Raw genomic sequence first — 20197 nt, forward strand, 5'->3', positions numbered from 1 at the left:
GAGTCAAATCAATGAGCCGCCGCGTTTCCTGGGAAGGCGTCTTCCCGGCCGTCACCACCCAATTCCACGACGATCTCTCGCTCGACATCGATGCAACCGCGAAGGTGATGGACGGTCTGATCCGCGACGGCGTCTCGGGCCTGATCGTCTGCGGCTCGGTCGGCGAGAACACCTCGCTGGAGCGCAAGGAGAAGGTCGCGATCATGGAGACGGCGAAGTCGGTCGCCGCCGGCCGCGTGCCCGTATTGTGCGGCATTGCCGAATTCACTACGGCGTTTGCGGTCGAGACGGCAAAGGAAGCCGCGCGCGTCGGCATCGACGGCGTGATGGTGATGCCGGCGCTGGTCTATTCGTCCAAGCCGCACGAGACCGCCGCGCATTTCCGTGCCGTTGCCTCCGCGACCGACCTGCCCGTGATGCTCTACAACAATCCGCCGATCTACAAGAACGACGTCACCCCGGACATTCTGGTCACGCTCGCTGACGTCGAGACCGTCGTATGCTTCAAGGATTCCTCCGGAGACACGCGCCGCTTCATCGACACCAGGAACATGGTGGGCGACCGCTTCGTGCTGTTCGCGGGCCTCGACGACGTCATCGTCGAGAGCATCGCCATGGGCGCCGTGGGCTGGGTCTCCGGCATGTCGAACGCCTTCCCGCGCGAGGGCGAGACGCTGTTTCGTTTGGCCAAGGCCGGCCGCCTCGCCGAGGTGATGCCGATCTACGAATGGTTCATGCCGCTGCTGCATCTCGATGCGCGCCCCGACCTCGTCCAGTGCATCAAGCTGTGCGAGCACATCATGGGCCGCGGCACCGCGCTGACCCGCCCGCCGCGCCTCGCGCTGCTGCCGCAGGAGAAGGCCGAGGTCGAAGCCATGATGGCCAAGGCGCTGAAGAGCCGGCCGCGTTTGCCGGATGTGGGCTTGAAGGCCGCCTGAGCGCAGGTCTCGTAGGGTGGGCAAAGCGCAGCGTGCCCACCACCTGTCTCGATCATAAAAAGATGGTGGGCACGGCGCTACGCGCCTTTGCCCACCCTACGGCACCTGCGCTTACAATGGCGAAGACCTACGAAGCCGCCCGCTTCTTCTTCGCATTCAGCGCGGACGCCACCCGGCTCACCGGCGGCTTGCCGAGCACACCGCTCATCTCGTTGGTCGCCGCCAGCAGCTTATCCATGTCGACGCCGGTCCTGACACCCATGCCCTCGAGCATGTAGACGACATCCTCGGTCGCGACATTGCCAGTCGCGCCCGGTGCGTAGGGGCAGCCGCCGAGGCCGCCGGCGGCGGCGTCGATGACGCGCACGCCCTCCTCCAGGCCAGCATAGAGATTGGCGAGCGCCTGCCCATAGGTGTCGTGGAAATGCATTGCAAGCTTGGCGGCGGGAATGTTGGCGGCAACCGCGCGCAGCATCGCCTTAGCCTTATCAGGCGTGCCGACGCCGATGGTGTCGCCGAGCGAGACCTCGTAGCAGCCAAGCTCCCACAACGTGCTCGCGAGATCGGCGACGGCCTTCGGCTTGATCTCACCGTCGAACGGACAGCCGAGCACACAGGAGATATAGCCGCGCACCTTGACGCCGTCGTCCCTCGCGCGCGCCAGCACCGGTTTGAACCGCTCGACGGATTCCGCGACCGTGCAATTGATGTTGGCGCGGGAAAAGCCCTCGGACGCCGCGGCGAACACCGAGACCACTTTCGCGCCCGCGGCGCGCGCTGCGTCATAGCCCTTCTCGTTGGGCACCAGCACGTGGAATTCGGCGCCCTTGATGTGGTTCACGCCGCGCAGCACGGCATCCGAGCTCGCCATTTGCGGGATCGCCTTGGGTGAGACGAACGCCCCGACCTCGACCGTATCGAGGCCGGCCGCGACCAGCGCCTCGACGAAGGCGATACGGGCTTCGACGCTGACGGGCGTCTTCTCGTTCTGGAGGCCGTCGCGCGGCCCCATTTCGATGATGCGGACGGGGTCGCTCATGTCACTCTCCCGCAGGATCGACCACCGCGAGCTCGACGCCCTCCTGCACGATGTCGCCGACCTTGCACTTGATGGACTTCAAGACGCCGGCATAGGGCGCTCGCAGCGTCTGCTCCATCTTCATCACTTCCAGCGTCAGGATCGGCGCGCCCTTCTCGAGCTTGGCCCCCTCCTCGGCCAGCACCGCGACAACGGTGCCCGGCAACGGCGCTGCGATCTTGTCCTCGCCGATATGCTCCTCGCTCTCGCCGCCGAACGGATCGACCCAGTGCAGGTCGAAGCGGCCGTTGCGCGTGCGCAAGTAAAGCTCATGGCCGGCGATGACCGCGGCGACCGACGATTTGACGCCGTCAAGGGTCAGGTCGAAACCGCCGTCCTTCGCTACGGTCGCGAACGCCAATTCGCGCTCGCCGATCACCAGCGTCGACGGGCCGCTGCCGTAGTTCAGCACGATCTTCTGCTCGGGCCCGTGCCCGACGCGGAAGGCAAAGCTGCGCTGCCGGCGGCCGACCGGCTGCCAGCCAAAGGTTTGCCAGGGCGAGTTCGCGCCCTCTTGCGCGGCTTGCCGCTCGTCATTGACGATCGCTGCAACCGCGGCGCACAGCTCGAGCTCACCCGGCGCGGGCGCGGCCTGTGTCAGCACCGCCAGTTCACGCTCGATGAAGCCGGTATCGATCGCATTCGTCCGCACCTTTGGATGCGTCATCAGCGCAGACAGGAACGGGATGTTGGTGACGATGCCGCGGACGTCGGACTCTTCCAGCCCGCGGTTCAGCCGCTCGATCGCAACGTCCCGCGTTGGCGCCCATGCGATCATCTTTGCCAGCATGGCGTCATAGTAAGGCGAGACCGTATCACCCTCGCGGTAGCCGGCATCGATGCGCAGGCCACCGGTCTCGGCGGGCAGCCGCCAGGTCGAGATCCTGCCGACCGACGGCATGAAATTCTTGGTCGGATTTTCCGCGTAGACGCGCGCCTCGACGGCGTGGCCGTTGAGCTTGATCTCGTCTTGCTTCAGCGGCAGCGCCTCGCCGAAGGCAACGCGCAGCTGCCATTCGACGAGGTCGATCCCGGTGATCAATTCGGTCACGGGATGCTCGACCTGCAGACGCGTGTTCATCTCGATGAAGAACACGTCCTTGCCGTCCGAGACGAACTCGATGGTGCCGGCGCCGACATAGTTTACCGCTCCGGCTGCTTTTCGCGCGGCGGCGCAGACCGCCTCGCGCTGGGCTGGATTGAGCGTCGGCGACGGCGCTTCCTCGATCACCTTCTGGTGCCGGCGCTGCAACGTGCATTCGCGCTCGAACAGTGACAGCAGATTGCCATGGCTGTCGCCGATGATCTGCACCTCGATATGCCGGGGATTGTCGACATATTTTTCGATCAGCATGCGATCGTCGCCGAACGCAGCCTTGGCCTCGCGCTTGGCGCTGACGATCGCCGGAGAAAGCTCGTCGGCCGAACGCACGATGCGCATGCCGCGGCCGCCGCCGCCGGCGGAGGCTTTCACCAGGATGGGGAAGCCGATCTTGTCGGCCGCCTTCGAAAGCGTCGCCTCGTCCTGGGCCTCGCCGTGATAGCCGGGCACCAGCGGCACGCCGGCCTTCTCCATCAGCTCTTTCGAGCCGGACTTCGAGCCCATCGCCGTCATCATCCCGGCGGTCGGGCCGACGAACACCAGCCCTGCATCGAAGCAGGCCCGTGCGAATTCGGCATTCTCCGACAGGAAGCCGTAGCCGGGATGCACGGCCTCGGCGCCGGTCTTGCGCGCGGCCTCGATCAGCCGTTCGACATTGAGATAGCTGTCGCGGGCCCGCGCCGGCCCGAGCAGCACGGCTTCATCCGCGAGCGCGACATGCATCGCATCGCGATCGGCCTCGGAATAGACCGCGACCGTGCGCAGCCCCATGGCGCGCGCGGTGCGGATGACGCGGCAGGCGATCTCGCCGCGGTTGGCGATCAGGAGCGTGCGAAAACGACGGTAGAGCTTTGAGTGGTCCATCGCATCACATCCTGAACAGGCCGAATTTCGTCGGTTCGATCGGCGCATTCGACGCCGCCGAGAGGCCAAGGCCGAGCACGAGGCGCGTGTCAGCGGGGTCGATCACGCCGTCGTCCCAGAGGCGCGCGGTCGCGTAATACGGGTGTCCCTGGCTCTCATATTGTGCGCGGATGGGCTCGCGGAATTTATCTTCCTCCTCCTTCGACCAGCTATCGCCCTTGGCCTCGATATTGTCGCGCCGGACCTGGCTCAGCACCATGGACGCCTGTTCGCCGCCCATCACCGAGATGCGCGCGTTCGGCCACATCCAGAGGAAGCGCGGTGAGTAGGCGCGGCCGCACATGCCGTAATTGCCGGCGCCGTAGGAGCCGCCGATAACCACGGTGAATTTCGGCACCGAGGCGGTCGCAACCGCCGTCACCAGCTTGGCACCATCGCGCGCAATGCCGCCGGCCTCGTATTTCTTGCCGACCATGAAGCCGGTGATGTTCTGCAGGAACACCAGGGGAATGCCGCGCTGGCAGCACAGCTCGATGAAATGGGCGCCCTTCAGTGAACTCTCACTGAAGAGAATGCCGTTGTTGGCGATGATGCCGACCGGATAGCCCCAGATATGGGCGAAGCCGCAGACCAGCGTAGTGCCGTAGAGTTTCTTGAACTCGTCGAACTCGGAGCCATCGACGACGCGGGCGATGATGTCGCGCACGTCGAACGGCTTGCGGCCGTCGACCGGCACCACGCCGTAGATCTCCTCCGCCGCGAACAGCGGCTCGCGCGGCTCGTGCATGTTGAGGTTCGGCCGCACCGACGGCTTCAGCGTGCCGACGATACGCCGCGCGATGCCGATCGCATGGGCATCGTTCTGGGCGTAGTGATCCGTGACTCCCGACTGGCGCGAATGCACGTCGGCGCCGCCGAGCTCCTCGGCGCTGACGACCTCGCCGGTCGCGGCCTTCACCAGCGGCGGGCCGCCGAGAAAGATGGTACCTTGATTGCGCACGATGATGCTCTCGTCCGACATCGCCGGAACATAGGCGCCCCCCGCGGTGCAGGAGCCCATCACGATCGCGATCTGCGGAATGCCCTGGGACGACATCTGCGCCTGGTTATAGAAGATACGGCCGAAATGCCGCTCGTCCGGGAAGATCTCGTCCTGCAGCGGAAGGAAGGCGCCGCCGGAATCGACCATGTAGACGCAGGGCAGATTGTTCTGCCGCGCCACGTCCTGCGCGCGCAGATGCTTCTTCACCGTCATGGGGTAGTAAGTGCCGCCCTTGATGGTGGCGTCGTTGGCGACGATCATGCATTCGCGCCCCGAAATGCGCCCCACCCCCGTCACGACGCTCGCCGAATGCACGTCGCCGCCATAGAGACCGTAGGCCGCGAGCGGCGACAGCTCCAGAAACGAGGTGCCGGGATCGACCAGGAGGTCAACGCGCTCGCGTGCCAGCATCTTGCCGCGCGAGGTGTGGCGGTTGCGCGAGGCCTCGCCGCCACCACCGGCGACCTGGCTGAGCTTTTCGCGCAAGTCCGCGACAAGCGTGCGCATGGCCTCGGAATTGCGCGCAAAGTCTGATGAAGACGGATCGATGCTGGAATGGAGCGGCATGTTGATTCCAATAAGGTGAGGGTTTTAGGCCGTCTCGGACATCAGTTCACGGCCGATCAACATGCGGCGAACCTCGGACGTCCCCGCGCCGATCTCGTACAGCTTGGCGTCGCGCCACAGACGCCCCACAGGGAATTCACTGGTATAGCCGACCCCGCCGAGCGCCTGGATCGCCTCGCCGGCCATCCACGTTGCCTTCTCCGCGGAATAGAGGATCGCCGCCGCCGCATCCTTGCGCAAGCTGCGGGCGTGGTCGGCGCGGTCGCAAGCGCGTCCCACCGCATAGACATAGGCGCGCGTGGCCTGCCATGTCGCATACATGTCGGCGAGCTTGCCCTGCATCAGCTGGAAATCGCCGATCGGCTGACCGAACTGCTTGCGCTCGTGCATGTAGGGCACGACCGCGTCCATGCAGGCCGCCATGATCCCGAGCGGGCCGCCCGACAGCACCGTGCGCTCATAGTCGAGGCCGGACATCAGCACCCTGACGCCCTCGCCCACCTTGCCGAGCACGTTCTCCTCCGGCACCTCGCACTCGTCGAAGAACAAGGGATAGGTGTTGGAACCGCGCATGCCGAGCTTGTCGAGATGCTGGCCGTGGGTAAAACCCTTGAAGCCCTTCTCGATCAAGAAAGCGGTCATCCCGCGCGGGCCGGCCGCCGGATCGGTCTTGGCGTAGACGACGAGCACGTCAGCGTCGCCGCCATTGGTGATCCACATCTTCGAGCCGTTGAGCACGTAGCGGTCGCCGCGCTTGTCGGCGCGCAGCTTCATCGAGACGACGTCGGAGCCGGCGCCCGGCTCGGACATCGCGAGCGCGCCGACATAGTCGCCGGAGATCAGCTTCGGCAAATAGCGCTGGCGCTGCGCGTCATTGCCGTTGCGGCGGATCTGGTTGACGCAGAGGTTGGAATGGGCGCCGTAGGACAGACCCACGGCCGCGGAACCGCGCGAAATCTCCTCCATGGCGACGATATGGGCGAGATAGCCCATGTTCGAGCCGCCATATTGCTCCGGCGCGGTCATGCCGAGCAGGCCAAGGTCGCCGAAGCGCTTCCAGAGGTCTGCGGGGAACAGATTGGCCTTCTCGATGTCGGCCGCGCGGGGGGTGATCTCCGCCTCCACGAAGGCGCGAAGCGTGTCGCGCAACATGCCGACGTCTTCGCCCAGATCGAAGTCGATGCTCGGGATGTTCAAGGCGATTCCTCCGTATTTTGACCTTCGAACCTAGCGGGATCGAAGCCCTCTTGCGGTCGAAAAGGTTGCATTTTCCGCCAAACTTGGCGAGGATTTTCGAGAGGAATTCCCAAAGGTTCGCAATGCCTTTTCAAGCCGCCACCGCGACCTCGCGCCGCGCCGTGACCCCCACCGCCTTCGTCCGCGGCGTGGTCGCCGCCTATGAACGATATGGCCGCGACCCGGCGGAGGCGCTGAGCCGCGGTCAGGTAGCGCCGGACCTTGTCAATTCTCCGGATGGGCGGATCACCGCCGCCCAGTTCGAGGCGTTGGCGGGCCATGCCATGCGGGAGCTCGACGACGAGGCGCTCGGCTGGTTCTCGCGGCGGCTGCCCTGGGGCACCTACGGCATGTTGTGCCGCGCTTCGATCACCGCGCCGACGCTGGAGGTCGCGCTCAAGCGCTGGTGCCGGCATCATCGTCTGCTCACCGAGGACGTGCTGCTCGATCTCGAGCTCAGCGAGGAGACCGCGGTCGTCTCGATCCGGGAACTGCGCGACCTCGGGCCCTTGCGCGAATTCTGCCTCGTCACTCTGCTCCGCTACGCCCTCGGCTTCTCCTGCTGGGCGGTCGATTCCGCGATTGCGCTACGCGCGGCGGAATTCCCTTATCCTGAGCCGGGACACGTTTCGGTCTATCCTACCATCTTCTGCAAAAGCGTCCGCTTCGACGCGGACTGCGCTCGGATCGTCTTCGACAAGCATTATCTATCGCTGCCGCTGACGCGCAGTCCGGCCGATCTCGACAACATGCTCAAGGGCGCGCTGCGGTTGACCGTGCTGCCCTATCGGCGCGACCGGCTGCTGGTCGAGCGCGTCCGCCGCGTGCTCCGCAATGCGCGCGGACGCAGTCTCGGTGCCGAGGATGTCGCAAGCGAGCTTGCGCTCTCCACCCGCACCATGCATCGGCGCCTGCGCGAGGAGGCCACCTCGTTGCGCGACCTCAAGGAAGAGGCAAAATTCGAACTGGCAAAACAGGAGCTGATGCGAGGCCGCACGCCGATCAAACGCATCGCGGAGATCGCGGGCTTCCGCAACGAGAAGAGCTTTTCCCGCGCGTTCCGCACCTGGACCGGTGCCTCGCCGCGCGAGTTTCGCGGCCGGTATCGCTGAGACACGCCCGCTGTCGCCTCACCGTCATGAATTTACGGCCCCCGAGATGAACTCTCGGAGGCCGCAGTCTCGAAACCCGTCTCATATTCAGGCGTTAGTTCGAGTTGGTCTGCGCACCGGGGCGAAGCTTGGTGCGCGACTGCTTCGGCTGATAGGCCAGCGCGTCGTTCGAGGTCTTCGCACCGCCGCTCTGCGAGCAGGTGCCGCCGATCCCGCCCGCCGCAGCCCGGCAGGCTTCCATCGTCGGATAGCCGCAGCCATGAGCGGCCTGGGCGCCGTTGGTGATGCAGTACTCTTCCGCCTGCGCGGCGGGTGCGGTCATCATGAGAAACGCCGATGCAAACAGCGTCGCAGCGGATGCGACAATCGTCTTCGAGGTCGAGGTCATGGTGTCTTTTCCAGCTTCAGGGTCCCACAAAAGAGTCCTCAGGATGCGACGCAGGCTGAGGTTCACCCCTTGCATCTAGGCGGCGCACCGGGACCGGCAATCACGTCTCAGCGCATCGCAGGACTTCCGAAATCACATGTCACAGTTATGTGAGTTAATCAGTATTATAATGCTGAAATCGACGACGCGTGGCGCCCACGGATTTTCGCGATCTTGGAGTAACGGCGCCTGGAATGTTTCCCTATCCCGCCGATACCGCCGCGACGTCCTGCAACGGCAGCGGCACGTCCTTCGCGACACCCAGCACCGGGAAGCTGCGGACGTTCTTCACGTCAGGCATTGCTGCGAAATGCAGCAGTTGCTGGCGCATGCTCTCCACGCTCGGCGCCACGCATCTCAGGAGATAGTCGGTGTCGCCCGAGATCCGCCAGCACTGCTGGATGCGCGGGATCGCAGCGATCGAGCTCTCGAACGCCTCCAATACCGGCTGGGCCTGGCTGCCGAGCTGGATCGAGACGAACGAGACCACCTCATAGCCGAGCCGCCGCTCGTCGATGACGGCCCGCACTGCCCGGATCACGCCGCGGCTGAACAGCGATTTCAGCCGGCGCAGGCAGTTCGGCGCGGACACGCCGACGCGCAGCGCCAGCTCGTTGTTGCGGATACGCCCGTCCTGCTGCAACTCGGATAATATCTTCAGATCGACGCCGTCGAGCTGGTCACGCCCCGCCATACCCCCACCCCGTCGTGGTTCCGATGTCAGGACCAGCGAAGCACGCGGCGGAACTGGTGCCAAGGGTCCGAACGCCGGGGCGCGACGCTATCGCGTTCGGGTGGAATGCCTCTCCTCCACCGTCATGGCCTGTCCCGGCGATCCACGTTCGTTCACGCCCACCCAAAACGTGGATGCCCGGGACCGGGCCCGGGCATGACAAGAGCATCAAGTCGTTTGAAGTCGATGCAGCCGCGCCCTCAATGCGTCCAGGGCTCGCCGCGGCGGAACGAGAAATTATCAGCATAGGCGGCCGGGCGGCGGATCGAATCCTGCGGCTCGATCACCTGGTAGGCGATGCCCTTGCGCTCGCAATAGGCGACCGCCTCTTCCTTGCTGTCGAAGCGCAGCGTGATCTGCTGCTTCATGTCGCCCGACGAGGTCCAGCCCATCAGCGGCTCGACCGAACGGGGCTGCTCCGGCTCGTAGTCGAGCTGCCATTCCTTCGTCTTGGACCGGCCGGATTGCATCGCGTTCTTGGCGGGCTTGAAAATGCGTGCGGTCATTGGCGGTCCGGCCTCTTCGTCTTTTCGTTCGATTTCGATGCGTCACGGTAGCAGTTGGTGGAAACCTCAGGGATAGTATACAGACACCGATTGGGAACTGATCGGTGATTCCGGCCCCGGGCACCCTCACCACCGGTATAGTCATTATGCTGCACCGTGACAATTGCGTACCGCCTTTCGCGCTGGGGGCCCGCCCGGCGGCACTGCTTCGACGACATCAGCGTAACCGCCCCTCCCGAAAGCTCCCGTCGCATGGCCTTCCTGAACATCAACGCCACGCTCCCTGAAAAAGGCCGTGACCTCAGGCTCGACCTGTTTCGCGGGGTCGCGAACTGGGCGATCTTCCTCGACCACATTCCCGACAATGTCGTGAACTGGGTCACGACGCGCAATTACGGCTTTTCCGACGCCGCCGACCTGTTCGTCTTCATCTCCGGCTATACCGCCTCGTTCGTCTATGCGCGGATGATGCTGGAGCGCGGCTTCCTGGTCGGCGCCACCCGGCTGACCAAGCGGGTCTGGCAGCTCTACGTCGCCCACATCATCCTGTTCGTGATCTATATCGCCTCGATCAGCTATCTGGCGCTGCGCTTCGGCGATAGCGAGATGATCAACGAGTTCAACGTCGCCGGCCTCGTCGACAACGCCACCGAGACGCTGCGCCAGGGCCTGTTCCTGCGCTTCAAGCCGCTCAATCTCGACGTGCTGCCGCTCTACATCGTGCTGATGGGCCTGTTCCCGCCGGTGTTGTGGTTCATGCTGCGCAAGCCCGATTTGACGATGGTGCTGGCGATCGTGCTGTGGCTGGCGGCGCGTCACTTCGGCTGGAATCTGAATGCCTATCCGGCCGGCCAGTGGTACTTCAACCCGTATTGCTGGCAGGTGCTGTTCGTGTTCGGCGCCTGGTGCGCGATGGGTGGCGCACGGCGCTCGATGACGCTGATCAACGCGCCGATCACGCTCTATCTCTGTCTCGGCTATCTCTTGTTCGCGCTGGTCATGACCATGGCCGGCCGCTTCCCCACGTTCGGCGGCATGTTCCCGGAGTGGCTGTTCTCGGCCTTCAATCCGAACGACAAGACCAACCTTGCGCCCTACCGCTTCCTCCACTTCGTCGTGATCGTGATCATGGTGATCCGCTTCGTGCCAAAGGAATGGCCGGGACTTGAATGGAAGGTGTTCGATCCCCTGATCGTCTGCGGCCAGCAGTCGCTCGCCGTGTTCTGCGTCGGCGTGTTCCTGTCGTTCGTCGGCCATTTCGAGCTGTCGATGAGCTCGGGCTCGCTGCTCGCACAGATCTTCGTCAGCGTCGCCGGCATCGCGATCATGACGACGGTGGCCTATTACATTTCGTGGTCGAAGAAGCAGGACAAGCCGCTGAAGCCACCGCCGCCCAAGCCGGCGGCAGCCGCAGCGAAGGCGGCCTGATCCGGCAACGTCTGGCGGTTGAAGCGCGGCCTTCAGCCGCCATGGGCCAAGATCGATGGCCTCAGCAATGGCCCAAGGCGCGACGACGGTTTGCCCGGCTCATCGCTCTTCAGGCGGCTTCTTCGCCGTCGAACTCGGTGAACTTCTTGTAGATCCAGTCGCGGCCGTCATGGCGGCGCCAGACCTTGCCGACCACGAGCTGCCCGTTTATCGAGCGGCGGGGCACGATCACGGTCCAGAGGTGCCAGATCTCGCTCCAGCTCGATTGCGGACCGGCGGTTTTGAAGTTGCGATCGAAAGACATGACGCAGAACTCACAGGATACGCGCGCCGCGACGAACCGTGACCTTGTGTGAGCACGAATTGCAGGCAGCCCGTCGCGAGCCGGAATCGATCTGATAACGATCGCCGAAGCGGCCGCAACAACCGCTCATCCTTAACCTAACCGGTCAACCTTACTTCCCCCTCGGCTTACGGCCGAGATCGGTTGAAAGCCGGCGCGGATTTATCTACAATGTACGTGCGATTTGAGAATGACCGCGCCATCTTGGGCGCGTGGCGATTTGATTGAGCTGACGTCCAATTTTGTAGATTGAATTTCGAGAATCTCGTCAGAGCGACCACAATGAATTTGCAATGTGAACGTCTGCGCCTGGCGCTCCGATCGTCGTCCCCTACGCTAATCGCAAGGACGCCGGCGCATGAGCTGCCGAAAGCCGCCAACGACAACCACGGCATATGGCCGCTACTACCGTTTCCGTTCGGCTGGTACGCCTCGAGCTGATCGGTCGGATCTGAAAAGCGACACCTGAAAAGCGCAACGCCGCGCAAGCGGAATATCATCGCTTGGCGGCGTCCGTTTAGACATTGGGCGCTGAAATCCCCAACACACATATGTCTGTGACGACAGCCAAAAGGTTCGATGCGGGGCCGCCAATTCTGTCCCGGTCAGCGCGCCGCAACCGCTTGAAACATCGCGCAGAAGTCGCGGAACGACGCCTGTCAGATCACGGCAGAGGTCAGAGGGAAAAAGTCCGGGAGACTCAACGAGGGGACTGGTCGGGGCAGCTGGATTCGAACCAACGACCTGCAGTACCCAAAACTGCCGCGCTACCAGGCTGCGCTATACCCCGAATGTCCGGCGAGCCCCGTCGATACACGCTTCCCAAGGCGCCAGCAAGGCTTCCAAGGCGCCAGCAAGGCTTTCAAAGCGCCGGCAAGCTTCCAGGGCCCGGCAGGCGCCCGCCTGCCCGCGCTATTTGCTGCCGAACAGCGGATGGCCGACGCGGTCGCCGGGGCGGATGCCGTATTTCTGCGCCGTTCCTGCCACCACCTCCAGCACGGCCCGGGCGGGCCCCCGGGACGAGATGATCTTGGTCGACATCGGCTCGGTATTCTCGGCGATGCGCAGGATGCGGCCGTCGGCGCGGATGAAGATCATGTCGAGCGAGACATAGGTGTTCTTCATCCACATCGACACCTCCTGCTCGGGATTGAAGTCGAACAGCATGCCTTTGCCGTCCGCCAGCTCCTTGCGGTACATCAGGCCGGTCTGCTTCTCCTCCTCGGTCGTCGCCACTTCCACCGAGAATACCTGCACGCCGTTCTTGGTGACGATCTCGAGCGGCTGGAAGCTGGCGGCGCCGGCGGGCGCGCCGGCAACGACACAGCCGGCGATGACGAGCACGGCGGCAAGCCAGCCCTTCAGAACGGACCAGACAGCCTTTCGATCAGGATTCATGGGGGCACTCGAGGCGTGGGACTGGACCAGTCCTTACGCGGCGGTCGCCGGAAAAGCCAGAGGCGCACCGGTCTGCCGGCGCGGCTCTGCTCACGATTGCGGGAAATGAAGCTTGGGGGATTTGAAAGCTTGCAGGGACTTGGAAGCCAGAGCGCGAGTCTCCTCGCGCTTAGTGCGACTGCAATCCCGGCGATCCGGTCTCGGGATGGATCTCGGCCGCCATCATGCCCTTGGAGCCGGGCCCGAAGCGGACCAGGACATACTGGCCGGGCCTGAGCTCGGTCATGCCGAAGCGGCGCAGCGTCTCCATGTGCACGAAGATGTCGGGCGTGCCCTCGCCGCAGGTCAGGAAGCCGAAGCCGCGCAGCCGGTTGAACCATTTGACCTGGGCCCGTTCCGGCCCGCTGGTCGCGGTGACCGTGACATGGGTGCGCGGCGGCAGCATCTGCGCAGGATGGATCGCGGTCGACTCATCCATCGAGACCACGCGGAAAGCCTGGTAACCCTTGGCGCGCTGGATGCACTCGACGACGATGCGGGCGCCCTCATAGGCGGTCTGGAAGCCGTCGCGCCTAAGCACGGTTACGTGCAGGAGAACGTCCGGCCAGCCGTTGTCGGGAACGATGAAGCCGTAGCCCTTGGAAGCGTCGAACCATTTGATGACGCCGTGGACTTCGACGAGATTGGCGCTGGTCTCGCCGAGCCCGCTGAACGGACTGAGCCCGCTCTCGCGACCGGCACTGCCGTGCTCGCCCGGCGTGATCCGCCCGGGCGATGCCCCCTGCCCGGGAACCCCGAGCTTCTTGGACTCAAATCCGTCCGACGACCCCATAACCCCGGACCCCACACTGTCATGCGACCCGCCTCAGCAGCGGCATCGAATCACGCGTCTTTCGAGAACCTTCTCAACTGGACGCGACGCGAATCTTTCGACTCAAAAGATAACACTCCCGGTTGCGAGGCATAGATAAAAAAGAGATTCGGCGGAACCTATGAACAGCTTGCACAGCCGCGAATCAAATTGATGCCTCAATTGGCGACAAAGGGCCCGAGCGCTTCGCCGATGTCGTGGTGGATGATGAGATCGGCAATGTCGTCCTGTTCGGTCGGCTCGCGATTGATGAACACCAGACGTGCACCGGCGTTCTTCGCCATCATCGGAAAGCCCGCCGCGGGCCACACCACGAGCGAGGAACCGATCGCGATGAAGAGGTCGCAGGCCTGCGACAATGCGGTCGCGCGCTGCATTTCATCATCGGGCATCATCTGGCCGAAGGAGATCGTGGCGGTTTTCACCGGCTCGTCGCACGCGGTGCAGTTGGGCGCGAGGCCGTCGTCGTCGAAGCGACGCTTCACCCAGTCGAGCGGATAGGCCTGCCAGCATCCGATGCAGCGCGCATAAGTGGTATTGCCGTGAAGTTCAATCACGTGCTCGCCGGCGAAACCGGAGGCCTGGTGCAGATTGTCGATGTTCTGGGTGATGACGGCGGGAACCTTGCCGGCGCAATAGAGCGAGGCCAGCGCCCGATGGCCGCGGCCGGGTTTCGCCGCCGCGAAGACCTCCTCCATCGCAAAACGGCGGCGCCAGGATTCGTCCCGCGCTGACTGGCTCGCGACGAATTCGTCGAACGGGATCGGACGGTTGCGCGTCCAAATTCCGCCCGGCGAGCTGAAGTCGGGAATGCCGCATTCGGTCGAGATGCCGGCGCCGGTGAACGGCACGATGACCCTTGCCTCGGCGATCATGTCGCCGAGCCGCTCAACGCCGCTCTGAAGATCCGATGCAATCAATCGCGGCCTCCCGATTCGTTTTGCCTGACAGCATCATGCGCAAGCGGCAAGATTGTTGACGCTCTTATCAAGCGCCAACGCGAAGTGCCCGGCAATTTTTTCCGACCTTCGCATATCACAATCCTGCAATGCCTCCTCCCCATTGACGCCCCATTCAGGAGCCCCAATGGATGTGTCAATGCGACTCAAGATGATGCGGCGGCAGTGCTTGAGTTAAGTAAACCCGAGGGGATGGTCATGACCGAAGACGAAGAACGCAAAGCTCGTGAGCGCGATGAAATCGCAGCCCGTGTCGCCGCCTTCCGTGCCACGCAGGAAAAATTCAAGCGCGAGCGCGAAGAATATTTCGTGTCGACCCTGGAGAACGCCCGCAAGGTCGAACGGCCCTCGCTTTGGCCGTAGTTCACGTCCCGATCAATGCACGTGAAAAAAGCCCGGAGCATCGCTCCGGGCTTTTCGCTTGAGAGTGGCTACCAATGGCGCCAGTGGTGATGGCGCCGGTAGTACGGTCCGCCGCCGTAATAGGCGTAGGAGCCCGGCCCGTAATAATAGTCGGGGCCGTCATAATAGCCGTAGCGCGGGCCGTAATAACCGTACGGATGGGACGCTGCGACCGCACCCGCGGTGATCGCGCCGGCGGCGAGGCCAAATGCGAGGCCCGGGCCAATGCCGCGCCCGCGCGCCTCGGCAGGCGCAGGGGCCGCAACCGCGGTCACGCCAACGGCTGCGACGGTGGCCAGAACTGCCAGTGTTTTCTTCATGCTCTCCTCCTTCGCGTCTCGCGGAGATAACGACGCGCGCCTGCGATGGTTGCGCGCAGGGTGCGGAACCGGGCGGGGCAAAAAAAGCCGATGCGGGCGGAACGAAATCGCCGGCCGAGGATTGCCTCCTCAAGTGCGGGAGCCTCCGCCATCCGGGTAGAGGCAACAGCACGAAGCCCCGTCAGCATCTCCGCGATGCTGGCGGGGTTTTCAGTTTCACGGGAGCAGATGGCAGCAGACGAGGATTGCTGCCAGCGGGGCGAACGACCGAGGAGGAGAGTTTGCCGCTATCCGCTTTGCTGGCCCGTATCCGCAGGCTGGTTCCCCGATCCGACGATCAGCACTACGACGAGATCGTTCGCAGCTTCGGTGTCGGCACGCTGCACCCGCCGCCGACGCCGATGAGCGACGGCGAGCTGGCGCGGGCGATCGCCGAGTTCCTGAAAGAGCAGCCGTCGAGCGAATCCGTCGCGACCCTCGGCCGCCGACTCGACCCCTCCTCTCCGCTTTGAGTTCCTTCGAATTTCTTCCGAATTTCTTGGCGAGAGCATGGAACCAGGAATACGCGCGGACGTTGAATCCCCCTTCACGCAGAGAGCGGAAGAGGCCCGACATGCCCGCGTGGCTCGAAGTTTTGCTCAATTTGTCCGGCTATGCCGGTTTCGTGGCGCTTGCCTCGCGCGGCACCGCGGGCCCGCAGGTGCCGGCCGACGATCGCGTCTACAGCGACGATCGCTAGCGCCGCTTTAATTGGCGTGCGCCGCCTGGCCCGCCGTGCGCACCAGCCGGTCTGCCTTGACCGCGACGCGCGTGTCCTCGAGCTGCGGCCGCAGCGAGAAGCTGATCACCACGAAAGCGAGACAGAACAGCGCGCCGACGATGGCGACGCGCCGGTAGGTCTCTCGGTCGCCTTGGTAAAAGGACGGCTCAGAAAAAGGTGTCATGATAAAAATGCTTCTTGGTAAAGGTCGTTTCTTGCTTGTCCTTGCCAGACATCTACCGCAACGAGCGCCAAGCGCAACGCGATTGGGCTTTTAACCTAACCGAATAGGGTTATCGGCTTCCGCGCAAATGATTGTTAGGAGTTTGCGGAGCGCCCGCGATTTCCAGCGAGCTGCTTGCCATATCGCAGGAAGCCGAAGCGACCGCAGCCTGGCGACCGGCTTTGTTCCAGCTTCGACACCATTTCGTTCTCGAAGAACGAATCGGAATCGAAGAAATCGGCGTGGAGCGACTCTTAACAAAACGTGCGCGCAGGCACGACGATCGGCTCAGGTCGCATCGGGAGACGAGGCCTCGGGAGATTTCGATCCCGGCGGCGGCACTTGCGGCACTGACGGTTTGCCTTTGCGCAAGCGCGAGTGCCGATCGTACCAGAACACTTTCGCGATCTCGGCAAGAAACCAGCACGCATCCATGTCGCTCTCCCTCGCCTCACTCCTTACGGAGAAGGCGCGGACGGGACTGTGCGAAGCATCACGCTGTCTCGTTTTGATGCGTGTGGCCGCATCGCCGCCGCAGGTGCAACATGTTCTGCATCCGACTCCATTTCGTTCTCAAAGAACGAATCGGAGTCGAAAAAATCAGTGCGAGGCGATTCCTAACGATCGATGAAAGCGCGCGACGCAACCTCTTCAGCGACGTAGCTCGGCACAATCTTCGGCGGCAGGAATTTCGAGACGACCGCGAACACGATGACGATCTCGCGGCAAGGTTCGCATCGAAAGCTGTTGGCGGAAGTCGCCGTCATCGGCTTGGCGCATCGCGGGCATGTCATGCAGGCCGAACGCTGACAGCACATGTTCGTTCCTGAAGCACCAGCGGCGAATTTTCGCGGCGGCAACCACAACGAACTTCAAATTGGTCGCCTCGTCGCCCCTGCGAAAGCCGCCCGATAAGCGCGAGCCGTCAGGTCAGACGGCGTTTGCCGGATCCCTAGTGTTCGGCGTCCGCCGGAGCGGATCAAGCCGCCCGCTTCACTTTTTCCTTTTCCGAGAAGCATTCCAGGATCTGGATGCGGAGCTCTTCCGCGGCCGGGCCATCGAGCTTCCTGAGCTCGTTCCAGAGCCTGATCACTTCGCGCTGTTTTTCGACGGTCATGAGTCACCTCCCAAGCGGTCCTTAAGGCGGCTCACTAGAACAAAATGAGAACAAAAAGTCCAGTCCCTCGCGCGCGATTTCCGGCATGTCGCGTTGAACCTTTTCAACGCCGCGTGGACCCATGGAAGCTGGGGATTTCAGCGCCCAGTCATATGGCAGCGCTGCGGTGAACGAACATATTCCGTCATCGCGGCGCTGTTGCTTTTTGGGTTTTCAACTTTAAGTTAGAAATACGGCTGGCGGCCAGGCGCTGAAATCCCAACGCCGTCAGCCAGAAGAGCCCCGTGCGAAAGCGCGGGGTTTTTCTTTGAAGGCAACGGCTGCCTGCCAAGGTGCAGCCGGTCGTAGCCACGGGAACGAATCTTCCAACATTCGCATTGGACCGGCCGAATGAGGCGGTGTCGCGCGCTACCGTGTCCGGCCCCAGAGCCGATGCCCCGCGCCCTTCATGATCGAGGCGCCGATGATCTGCGAATACTGTGAGACCGAGATCCCGATCGGACTTTCGGTCTGCCCGGCTTGCCGGAAACCGCAGAGCGCGCCGGGACAAACCGACCGGCGCGCTCTGTGGTTCGTCCTGATTGTCGTGGTGATGTTCGGCATCGCCGTCGCCGAGCACCACCTTGTCTTCAGTCATTGATCGTTGCGGCATCCCGCCGCAACGACATCACCAGCGCCTTAGACGGCGTCCTTGGCCACCTTCAGCGGCGAGGCCTTGACCGACTTGCTCGCCGGCTTGGCCGCAAACTGCATCGGCTCCTTGGTGAAGGGATTGACGCCCATGCGGGCTTCGGTCGCCGGCTTGTTCACGACCGACATCTTCGCGAAGCCGGGAATGACGAATTCGCCGGACTCGTTGAGCTCCTTGTAGCCGACCGTCGCCATGTACTCGATCACTGACTTCACGTCGTTCTTCGAAAGCTGCGTGCCCTCGGCAATTGCATCAATCAATTGAGTCTTCGTCATCTTCGCCATGTCTGAATTCCTTTTGTGCGCGCGAGCAACTCTGCTGGGGACGCGGCCTGAAGCGCGGGGGCGCGCTGATTTCATGCCAGAGGTCATGAAGTGACGGGGCTTAGAACCCATCGAGGCCGAAAACGCAAGCAGGGGTTCTGCGGGGTTCCCCACTTCCTGTGAAGATGCCGGAGGACCTTCCGATTTCCGTTTGAACCATTTTGCGGCCGGCGCCGTCATATCATTGAAGTCCCTAAGCTTCACCCCACAGAGAGCCCCGCTTCCCCCAGGCGGGGTTTTCGCTTTTGGGGGCATGGTAGAACGGCCCGGCCGCCTATAATGGTCTGAAGGTTTCTCGTGGGGTGCTCATGAAGGTCGCTATCGTCATCGCAGGTTTGATCGTTGTCGCCGTCGCAGCCCTCGTCGCGATCCAGCCGAGCTTCCTGAAGCCTGCGTCCCTCGCCCTCGTGAAGAAGTCCGACATCTTCGGCTTCTCGCCCGGGATGACATTCGACGAGACCAGCAAGCTCGTCAGTCAACGCCGCTATCTCTGCCGCCGGAGCCGCGACTCCTACACCTTCGAATGCGACATCAACGGCGCCAAGCTTACGGTCGACAGCGAGGAGGCCGACGCCAGGCACCCGATCTGGCGCGTCAAGGCGGAGTTGAACAATCCGGGGGCGCAGGACGCTGCCGTCAAATCGATCTCCGACCAGTTCAACGCCCAACCGATCAAGGACCGGGAGGGATGGACATGGATCGTCGGCCGAGGGCTCAAGCTGAGTTATGACGGCCACGCCTTGAACCTCGTGGACGAGTCCGCGGAGGTCCGGCTTCGCAAGGAAGAAGCAAAGCGCTAGAGCCTGAAGTCACCTCGCCGTGAAACTTGTGGCTCGGCACGCCTTGTTGACACTTCAGTAACCCAACGCCGCCAATCTCCATTCGGTCTCGTTGCGTTTGGAGTATCCCACAGTGCTGGATTTTGACGAGCTGCGTGAACTCGCGGCTGATGTTCGTGTTTTCGTCGACGTCGCCGAGGACAAGGCCGAAGCACTCAGGGCCGTCATCGCGGCCTACGACGTGGTGCTGGCGATCTTCCCCACTGACGAGGGCATGGGTCTTCACGTCATCAAGGGTAGCCAGATCCTGGACAAGATTGCAAAATCACGCAGCCATGCGATCTACAGCCACACGGCGATCGCGGTCCCTGACTTGCAACATGCACAAGCGCTCAAGCTGCTGACGGCCCCGGTCGAACAACGGATCGCGGCCTAGTTGCAGGCGGCGACGACGTCGGCGTCGATCCCAGGCAGCTCGCCCCCGCGCAAGAACGCACGCCCGCTGACATAAATCGCGGGCGGCGACCTCCGACGAAGAATTCTTGCCTCCTGAACGTCGAGTCGAGGAACATGGCTTCCGCGTTCCCGTTGGCTCATGCAACCAACGAGGAGCTTGCGATGAAGAAGTTCATGATCGCTACCGCCGCACTCGGTCTCATGTGCGGCTCCGCCTTTGCCCAAACCGGACCCGCCCCGCAGTCCGACAACATGCAGAAGCCCGGCATGAAAAACCCGGACAAGGGCTCGATGACCAAGGGCACGACCGGGATGAGCAAGGACGGCATGAGCAAGGGCGGAATGGTGAAGCCCGACGCCTCCGGCCAGGGCGGCTCCGGCCGGGGTAGCGACCAGGGCGGCACGAAGACGCGCAGCAACATGAAGTAAGCCGGCGTCCTGCACGGCTGACTGCGTCGCTCCCCACGGAGCGGCGCGGCCATCTCGTGTTCAGGCCGCCTCGCCCCTCTGGTAACAGCCTCC

General features: G+C 63.4%; 27 protein-coding genes and 1 tRNA gene. 9 read left to right on the forward strand and 19 right to left on the reverse strand.

All coding sequences use genetic code 11. The features are described 5' to 3' along the window. Positions 1-11: 11 nt before the first annotated feature. A complete protein-coding gene (locus tag CV770_RS04075) occupies positions 12-938 on the forward strand; it encodes a dihydrodipicolinate synthase family protein (protein ID WP_104461427.1) in 927 nt (308 codons plus the stop codon). A gap of 127 nt (positions 939-1065) precedes the next feature. On the opposite strand, the gene CV770_RS04080 is transcribed toward CV770_RS04075, so the two are convergent. The 4 genes from CV770_RS04080 to CV770_RS04095 are packed head-to-tail and all read right to left on the reverse strand — an operon-like array spanning position 1066 to position 6743. Further along, a complete protein-coding gene (locus CV770_RS04080; RefSeq protein ID WP_104461428.1) occupies positions 1066-1977 on the reverse strand; it encodes a hydroxymethylglutaryl-CoA lyase in 912 nt (303 codons plus the stop codon). Between the two features lies 1 nt (position 1978). Further along, positions 1979-3982 (reverse strand): acetyl/propionyl/methylcrotonyl-CoA carboxylase subunit alpha, encoded by a 2004-nt coding sequence (locus CV770_RS04085; RefSeq protein ID WP_201759693.1) that lies wholly within the window; start codon positions 3980-3982, stop codon positions 1979-1981. A 4-nt stretch (positions 3983-3986) separates the two neighbouring features. After that, positions 3987-5591, reverse strand: coding sequence for a carboxyl transferase domain-containing protein (locus CV770_RS04090; protein ID WP_091956763.1), 1605 nt, complete (start codon positions 5589-5591; stop codon positions 3987-3989). A gap of 24 nt (positions 5592-5615) precedes the next feature. Further along, the gene (locus CV770_RS04095) at positions 5616-6743 is read right to left on the reverse strand and encodes an isovaleryl-CoA dehydrogenase (protein ID WP_091956974.1); all 1128 of its coding nucleotides are present in this window, start codon (positions 6741-6743) and stop codon (positions 5616-5618) included. A gap of 167 nt (positions 6744-6910) precedes the next feature. On the opposite strand from CV770_RS04095, the gene CV770_RS04100 reads away from it, so the two are divergent. Continuing rightward, on the forward strand, positions 6911-7939 hold the full coding sequence (locus tag CV770_RS04100; RefSeq protein ID WP_104461430.1) for an AraC family transcriptional regulator: 1029 nt from the start codon (positions 6911-6913) through the stop codon (positions 7937-7939). Positions 7940-8033: 94 nt separating this feature from the next. Here CV770_RS04100 and CV770_RS04105 read toward each other — a convergent pair whose 3' ends face one another. The 3 genes from CV770_RS04105 to CV770_RS04115 form a co-directional block, all read right to left on the reverse strand. Next, positions 8034-8327 (reverse strand): DUF3551 domain-containing protein, encoded by a 294-nt coding sequence (locus tag CV770_RS04105; protein WP_092258394.1) that lies wholly within the window; start codon positions 8325-8327, stop codon positions 8034-8036. 241 nt (positions 8328-8568) lie between these two features. After that, positions 8569-9060, reverse strand: a complete 492-nt coding sequence (locus CV770_RS04110; RefSeq protein ID WP_018323124.1) for an Lrp/AsnC family transcriptional regulator — start codon at positions 9058-9060, stop codon at positions 8569-8571. A gap of 239 nt (positions 9061-9299) precedes the next feature. Next, complete coding sequence (locus tag CV770_RS04115; protein WP_091956766.1) at positions 9300-9605, reverse strand: ETC complex I subunit; 306 nt, start codon at positions 9603-9605, stop codon at positions 9300-9302. A 252-nt stretch (positions 9606-9857) separates the two neighbouring features. Here CV770_RS04115 and CV770_RS04120 point away from each other — a divergent pair, with 252 nt between their 5' ends. Continuing rightward, complete coding sequence (locus CV770_RS04120) at positions 9858-11033, forward strand: OpgC domain-containing protein (protein ID WP_104461431.1); 1176 nt, start codon at positions 9858-9860, stop codon at positions 11031-11033. A gap of 109 nt (positions 11034-11142) precedes the next feature. Here CV770_RS04120 and CV770_RS04125 read toward each other — a convergent pair whose 3' ends face one another. The 5 genes from CV770_RS04125 to CV770_RS04145 all read right to left on the reverse strand — a co-directional run bounded on the left by CV770_RS04125 (position 11143) and on the right by CV770_RS04145 (position 14565). Then, positions 11143-11337 carry a hypothetical protein gene (locus tag CV770_RS04125; RefSeq protein ID WP_018323121.1) on the reverse strand — a complete coding sequence of 65 codons (195 nt, stop codon included), beginning with the start codon at positions 11335-11337 and terminating at the stop codon, positions 11143-11145. 752 nt (positions 11338-12089) lie between these two features. Beyond that, positions 12090-12166, reverse strand: a tRNA-Pro gene (locus tag CV770_RS04130). A 122-nt stretch (positions 12167-12288) separates the two neighbouring features. After that, positions 12289-12774: a DUF192 domain-containing protein gene (locus CV770_RS04135; protein ID WP_091956769.1), complete on the reverse strand. Its 486-nt coding sequence runs from the start codon at positions 12772-12774 to the stop codon at positions 12289-12291. Between the two features lie 169 nt (positions 12775-12943). Next, on the reverse strand, positions 12944-13606 hold the full coding sequence (locus tag CV770_RS04140; RefSeq protein WP_201759694.1) for a cold-shock protein: 663 nt from the start codon (positions 13604-13606) through the stop codon (positions 12944-12946). Between the two features lie 197 nt (positions 13607-13803). Beyond that, complete coding sequence (locus CV770_RS04145; RefSeq protein WP_201759695.1) at positions 13804-14565, reverse strand: Sir2 family NAD-dependent protein deacetylase; 762 nt, start codon at positions 14563-14565, stop codon at positions 13804-13806. A 237-nt stretch (positions 14566-14802) separates the two neighbouring features. Here CV770_RS04145 and CV770_RS42420 point away from each other — a divergent pair, with 237 nt between their 5' ends. Further along, positions 14803-14967, forward strand: a complete 165-nt coding sequence (locus CV770_RS42420; RefSeq protein WP_162832225.1) for a hypothetical protein — start codon at positions 14803-14805, stop codon at positions 14965-14967. A 68-nt stretch (positions 14968-15035) separates the two neighbouring features. Here CV770_RS42420 and CV770_RS04150 read toward each other — a convergent pair whose 3' ends face one another. Then, complete coding sequence (locus CV770_RS04150; RefSeq protein WP_091956770.1) at positions 15036-15326, reverse strand: hypothetical protein; 291 nt, start codon at positions 15324-15326, stop codon at positions 15036-15038. Positions 15327-15607: 281 nt separating this feature from the next. Between CV770_RS04150 and CV770_RS04155 the strand changes: the two genes are divergently transcribed. Both CV770_RS04155 and CV770_RS43840 read left to right on the forward strand, forming a co-directional pair. Then, positions 15608-15838: a hypothetical protein gene (locus CV770_RS04155; RefSeq protein WP_028144755.1), complete on the forward strand. Its 231-nt coding sequence runs from the start codon at positions 15608-15610 to the stop codon at positions 15836-15838. Between the two features lie 101 nt (positions 15839-15939). Beyond that, positions 15940-16065 carry a hypothetical protein gene (locus CV770_RS43840; protein WP_104461433.1) on the forward strand — a complete coding sequence of 42 codons (126 nt, stop codon included), beginning with the start codon at positions 15940-15942 and terminating at the stop codon, positions 16063-16065. Positions 16066-16072: 7 nt separating this feature from the next. Here CV770_RS43840 and CV770_RS04165 read toward each other — a convergent pair whose 3' ends face one another. The 6 genes from CV770_RS04165 to CV770_RS04175 form a co-directional block, all read right to left on the reverse strand. After that, complete coding sequence (locus CV770_RS04165; RefSeq protein WP_091956771.1) at positions 16073-16270, reverse strand: hypothetical protein; 198 nt, start codon at positions 16268-16270, stop codon at positions 16073-16075. 327 nt (positions 16271-16597) lie between these two features. Beyond that, complete coding sequence (locus tag CV770_RS42425) at positions 16598-16744, reverse strand: hypothetical protein (RefSeq protein ID WP_165637344.1); 147 nt, start codon at positions 16742-16744, stop codon at positions 16598-16600. Between the two features lie 216 nt (positions 16745-16960). Further along, positions 16961-17185 carry a hypothetical protein gene (locus CV770_RS41470; protein ID WP_129590851.1) on the reverse strand — a complete coding sequence of 75 codons (225 nt, stop codon included), beginning with the start codon at positions 17183-17185 and terminating at the stop codon, positions 16961-16963. Between the two features lie 103 nt (positions 17186-17288). Next, positions 17289-17426, reverse strand: a complete 138-nt coding sequence (locus CV770_RS42430) for a hypothetical protein (RefSeq protein WP_165637345.1) — start codon at positions 17424-17426, stop codon at positions 17289-17291. A 184-nt stretch (positions 17427-17610) separates the two neighbouring features. After that, positions 17611-18063, reverse strand: coding sequence for a hypothetical protein (locus tag CV770_RS43035; RefSeq protein WP_210203155.1), 453 nt, complete (start codon positions 18061-18063; stop codon positions 17611-17613). A gap of 41 nt (positions 18064-18104) precedes the next feature. Beyond that, positions 18105-18401, reverse strand: a complete 297-nt coding sequence (locus tag CV770_RS04175) for an HU family DNA-binding protein (RefSeq protein ID WP_094896974.1) — start codon at positions 18399-18401, stop codon at positions 18105-18107. Between the two features lie 347 nt (positions 18402-18748). Between CV770_RS04175 and CV770_RS04180 the strand changes: the two genes are divergently transcribed. The 3 genes from CV770_RS04180 (at position 18749) to CV770_RS04190 (ending at position 20104) form a co-directional block, all read left to right on the forward strand. Beyond that, the gene (locus CV770_RS04180; RefSeq protein ID WP_104461434.1) at positions 18749-19240 is read left to right on the forward strand and encodes a hypothetical protein; all 492 of its coding nucleotides are present in this window, start codon (positions 18749-18751) and stop codon (positions 19238-19240) included. Between the two features lie 112 nt (positions 19241-19352). Then, positions 19353-19655 carry a hypothetical protein gene (locus CV770_RS04185; RefSeq protein WP_018323106.1) on the forward strand — a complete coding sequence of 101 codons (303 nt, stop codon included), beginning with the start codon at positions 19353-19355 and terminating at the stop codon, positions 19653-19655. A gap of 182 nt (positions 19656-19837) precedes the next feature. Then, entirely contained in the window at positions 19838-20104 is a 267-nt protein-coding gene (locus CV770_RS04190) for a hypothetical protein (RefSeq protein ID WP_104461493.1), read from the forward strand. The last annotated feature ends 93 nt before the right edge of the window (positions 20105-20197 follow it).

The organism is Bradyrhizobium sp. AC87j1 (assembly GCF_002936975.1).
GTDB classification, from domain to species: Bacteria; Pseudomonadota; Alphaproteobacteria; order Rhizobiales; family Xanthobacteraceae; genus Bradyrhizobium; species Bradyrhizobium shewense.